5 protein-coding genes and 2 pseudogenes are annotated in these 4,803 nt (G+C 60.4%); all 7 read right to left on the bottom strand.

Features of this window, described 5'->3' with window-relative positions:
- Positions 1-85: 85 nt before the first annotated feature.
- Complete coding sequence (locus AAFO90_RS23955; RefSeq protein WP_347511060.1) at positions 86-400, bottom strand: hypothetical protein; 315 nt, start codon at positions 398-400, stop codon at positions 86-88.
- Between the two features lie 89 nt (positions 401-489).
- Positions 490-1,213: pseudogene (locus tag AAFO90_RS23960) on the bottom strand (IS630 family transposase); the annotation flags it as partial.
- A 524-nt stretch (positions 1,214-1,737) separates the two neighbouring features.
- Positions 1,738-2,523, bottom strand: a complete 786-nt coding sequence (locus tag AAFO90_RS23965; protein WP_347511061.1) for an enoyl-CoA hydratase-related protein — start codon at positions 2,521-2,523, stop codon at positions 1,738-1,740.
- Positions 2,524-2,852: 329 nt separating this feature from the next.
- Positions 2,853-3,788 carry an NADP-dependent oxidoreductase gene (locus AAFO90_RS23970; RefSeq protein ID WP_347511062.1) on the bottom strand — a complete coding sequence of 312 codons (936 nt, stop codon included), beginning with the start codon at positions 3,786-3,788 and terminating at the stop codon, positions 2,853-2,855.
- 19 nt (positions 3,789-3,807) lie between these two features.
- On the bottom strand, positions 3,808-4,419 hold the full coding sequence (locus tag AAFO90_RS23975) for a nuclear transport factor 2 family protein (RefSeq protein ID WP_347511063.1): 612 nt from the start codon (positions 4,417-4,419) through the stop codon (positions 3,808-3,810).
- Complete coding sequence (locus tag AAFO90_RS23980) at positions 4,419-4,625, bottom strand: hypothetical protein (protein ID WP_347511064.1); 207 nt, start codon at positions 4,623-4,625, stop codon at positions 4,419-4,421. Before AAFO90_RS23980 ends, AAFO90_RS23975 begins: the two co-directional genes overlap by 1 nt.
- Before the next feature lie 87 nt (positions 4,626-4,712).
- Positions 4,713-4,803 (bottom strand): annotated as a pseudogene (locus AAFO90_RS23985) (IS5/IS1182 family transposase); the annotation flags it as partial.

Here is a 4,803-nt window from a genome sequence, read left to right on the forward strand (position 1 = left end):
ATCAGCGAACTGACCATCATGGCCCGCGGCGCGTAAAAGCCGCAACACGAGGCCGAATACACGACCGCAATCAAATCGCTGGAAATCAGCTCAGGAAATCCTTGCAAAACCGGGGGCATCCATACACGACCCCCTTGTGTCGAACATGCAGGCCCGACGCATTGCGAACGCCCACCAGCGTCGCCAAATTTGCCTTACCTTTCAATAGCACCTCGCACGTATCACCATAGCCCGACCGGACTGTCAGCGTGATGTCCGGCGCGCCACGGCGCAGCCGGTGGGTTATGGCGACCCGGTTGATATAGGCCGTGCTGAGCAGAGTGATTTCCGCAACGGCCTTGGCGGGATCAAAGTCACTGGCGCCGGACAGATTGGCCGCTTCGCCCAGAATGCGATCCACATGGGTGATCAGGTTGCGGCAGTGATCCGTTGGCGCGATCCCGCCACCCTGACGGATGCGAGGATTTTATCGGCGGACTTGACCCACTAGTAGGGCTTGGGATTTTCACTATGGGCTTCGATAAAGGCGACGATGTCGGCCTCCAGTTCGGCGGTGGAGCGATGCACACCGCGTTGCAACTGCTTACGGGTCAGTTCCGCAAACCAACGTTCCACTTGGTTGATCCAGCTGGCTGATGTCGGGGTGAAGTGGATGTGCCAGTGCGGGCGGCGGGCCAGCCAGGCTTTGATTTTCGGCGTCTTGTGCGTGGCGTAGTTGTCCATCACCAGATGCACGTTCGGCCCTTGCGGCACCGCGGCGTCGATTTTTTTTCAGAAAATCGAGGAACTCAGTCGCCCGGTGGCGCTTGTAGCATTTCCCAATCACCGCACCTGTTGCGATGTCGAGCGCAGCGAACAGCGAGGTTGTTCCGTGACGGACATAGGTGTGGGTTCTCCGCTCGGCGACACCGCGCGCCATCGGCAGCACCGGCTGCTCGCGGTCCAATGCCTGGATCTGGGATTTCTCGTCCACGCACAACACGATGGCTCGGTTCGGCGGCGACATGTAGAGACCGACGATGTCCTGCACCTTGTCGACGAACAACGGATCAGTGGACAGCTTGAACGTCTCGCTCCGATGGGGTTGCAGGCCGAAGGCCGTCCAGATCCTGCGGATCGTGGTGTGCGACAGGCCCGTCTCGGCGGCCATGGTCCGGATCGACCAATGGGTAGCATCCTTGGGCGTCGTGTTCAGCGTGCGCTCAATCACCTCGTCCGCCACACGCCCAACCATCGCATCGTCTCCTCATATATGTCAGTCAATGATACGAACTCTGGTTCCGGGTGACTAGGTCGAGGATTTTCTTGGGCAGCGATGGCGGCGATCCTTTCGGCGTGACCGTTTCGAGTGATATGGAAATTTTCGATGTTAAAAAATGGTTCAGTCTAATTATTCAATGCTACGGGTTGGCGCGGGATCGGTCCAATGATTTCGAAAGGATGCCAAGATGATGACCCCGACCGCACATACGACATTTTCCGCCCCCACTGTTCTGCAGGTTCTCCTGGGCTGGATCGGTCGCGCCCCGCCGCTGCTGATACCCAATACCTGAGCAAGGTCGATCAGGTCCGTGCCGAGATGCCGGCAGCCAGCCGGACGGACCTGCCCGGTGCCGCACAAAAGCAATTTGCACAGGCGCTGAAGGATTACTCGGGGGGTTGAGACGGGCAATGTCCGCCAATGCAAAAGGCGCGCCGAAGATCGGGCGCGCCTTTCGGTTTCAGTTGGGGAGCGGATCAGTGCCCGAACTTGTTCGGGTTTGGCTTGCGCTTCTCGGCGAAGGCCGCGCCCAGTTCCTTGGCTTCGTCGGATTTGTAGTAATGGCCCAGCATCAAGTCATGGGTGATGCGGCTGATGCCGGCCACACCGGAATGACGGGCAGCAAAGGAGGCTTTGACGGCCGCCAGAGCGTACGACCCGCGTTCCGCCACTTCGTTGGCAAAGGCTAGGGTCTGTTCCCAGAAGGTCTCGTCATCGAAGACGGCGTTGATCATACCGATTTCCAGCGCGTAGTCGGCGGTCATCTTCGGGTTGCGCATCCAGATTTCCTTGGCCTTCTTCTTGCCTACCAGGTCCTCAAGGAACAACGTGCCATAGCCCGCATCGAACGAGCCGACCATCGGGCCGACCTGCCGGAAGATGGCGCTTTTCCTGGCCACGGTCATATCGCACACGACTTGCAGCACGTTGCCACCGCCGACGGCAAAGCCATTCACAGCCGCGATCACAGGTTTCTGTGACCGCTCGATCGCCTCGTACATTTCCAGGGTGCGCGGCACGCCGGGATACAGCGTGGTGTCCTCGCCTTCGTCATGGGTGCCGCCAATGCAAAAGAATTTGTCGCCCACGCCGGTCAGGATGATCACGCGGGTGCGGGTTTCGCGGCGGATGTTTTCAAAACAATCGCGCAGCTCGTCCACCATCTTGGGCGTGAACATGTTGCCGTTGTCGGGACGGTTCAGGCGGATCACACCGATAGGTCCGAGTTCCTCGTAGATGATTTCGTCGTAGCTGCTGGTCATATCCGTTCCTCGTTGCTCTGGGTGCGGTCAGATCTTTGGCACAGGACCGCCGTTGTCGGCAGTTTTGCACCTCGGCGGCCCATACGCCAGTTTGGTATAATCAGGTATAGGCAATGCATTGCGGACCTATCGCCGGGGGTGTTGGCGCATTTGTTTGGATGGTCCTCGCACATGCTATCCCAAAAGGGATTTACCGCCCGCACCGCCGGGCGGCCCGTGCATTGCGTGCTCGGGATTAACGAGACGCCAACGGCCGAGATAAATCTGAACTTCTTCTCGCCCGACTGGCTGCCCGGGCACATGGCTAAGCGCTGAAATCCCTTCAGGTTTTAGAACACCAGCACCACACGTCCACGGGTGCCGCCCGCTTCGGTGGCCTGGTGGGCTTTGACCACATCGGAATAAGCATAGCGGCCATTCGGTGCGACGCGCGGCACCAATGCACCCGAACCCAGCATATCGGCAATGTGCTGGATCGCGTCGTTGTCTTCCATCCCGGTCAGAACCGACACGTTGAACACGCGCAGGCGGGGGTCCTCGATCTTGTAGGTGCCGCGCAACGACACCGCGCCACCGCCGTCACGCACCAGATGGGAGACGTCATTGCCGATCAGCGCGCCGTCGATCATCCCGTCCACTCCGTCAGGACATTCGGCGCGCAGGGCGTCGTCGAAATTGTCACGCGGCAGGATCACGTCGGCGCCCAGACCTCTGACCAGCGCGCGGTCCTTGTCACCTACATTGGCCAGAACTTTCACCCCCGCAGCCTTGGCCAGTTGGATGACCGAGCCGCCCAGCATGCCCGCACCGCCCGTCACCAGCAGCGTATCGCCCGGTTTCAGATCCAGGAAATTGAGCGACAGAATCGCCGTCAGCGCATTCATTGGCACCGTCGCCGCGCCGACCAGATCGACGCTGGCAGATACTGCCGCAACCGAAGCCGCCGGCACCGCAATCAGTTCCGCATAAGACCCGCCGCGCGGGGTGCGTGGGTTCAACACGCCAATTACCGGCTGGCCGACGGCAAGGCCCGAGTCTCCAGCATCCTCGATCACGCCGGAAAATTCCATGCCGGCGACATAGGGCGGGGCCAGTTGCTCCATCATCTTGGCCTGGGCACCGTTGCGCATCATCAGGTCGGTCGGGTTCACGGTGCTGGCCGCGACCCGCACCAGCACCTCACCAGGGCCTGCCTTGGGATCGGGCAGATCGGAAACGTTCAGAACCTCGGGGCCACCGAAGCTGTCGAATGTAATGGCTTTCATGGTGCGTTCCTTTCGCGTGTCAGCCCTTGCGGCCGAAGAGTTCCAGATATTTCTCCCGCCGTGCGGCGTCGCTGGTCAGCGGGCGGTCATAGGATGGGTCGGTCTTGTCGCGCGCCGGGCCGCGCCCTTCGTTCATGAACTGGCGCTCGATGTCTGACAGCAAGTGCGCAGTCGAGGTCATGGTGCTGAGATCCTTGATATTCGGGATGTTTTCCAGATTGGACCAATCCCGCAATGTGACCCGCGCGGCAATGCGCCACGCGCCATCCCGCTTTTCCAGTCGGTCGATATAGCGCCCGCCACCGATGGTCAGTGGTTTGCCTTTGCGGTTCATCGCGGTGAACATGAAGTAGGTTTCCGCGTGCGCCGTGTCACCGTCGATCTCGCAGGTGTGGTTCAAGAGACAATGCTGGTGGCTAAGCTGCGCCTTTTCATGCATGTTCAGCGCCCAGTCTACGAATTCGTCGCGGTTGCCGACGAATTTGCCGTGCTCGTCGATACAGTCGGGGTGAAAGGCTGACAGGATCAACTCGCGGTCAAACCGGTCCACGCCCCGGGCATAGCGGGTCAGGCACTGGCGGATCTGTTCGCGGTCCCACAAGTCCTGAAGCATGACTTCGTGGGTGGACATCAGATGGTTCCTTCTGCCCGCATCCTGGCGATTTCGTCGGGGGCAAAGCCATAGTCGGCCAGCACCTCATCGCTGTGTTCGCCCAGCAGCGGCGGGCGATCCACCTCGACTGCGCCGCGTGACAGACGCGCCGGGGGAGGGGCGATGGGGACGGGGTTTGACTCGGGGAACGGTACATCGCGCATATAGGTGGCGCGCAGGTCCATGGTGCCACCCATTACCTCGGCAGGCGACAGGACCGGGCCGCAGCCGATGTTGGCCTTAGAGTCTGATTCAAAACTTTTCGAGTGAATTCATTGTCTTGCGAGCATCCGCGTGACGCGGCGGATGTGTGCGATTGTGACCCAAGCTGCCGCGCTGGCGATGGATTTTTCCCAATCCTTC

Origin of the sequence: Phaeobacter sp. CAU 1743, from assembly GCF_039839315.1 — a bacterium.
In the GTDB taxonomy this organism is placed as follows: domain Bacteria; phylum Pseudomonadota; class Alphaproteobacteria; order Rhodobacterales; family Rhodobacteraceae; genus Phycobacter; species Phycobacter gallaeciensis_A.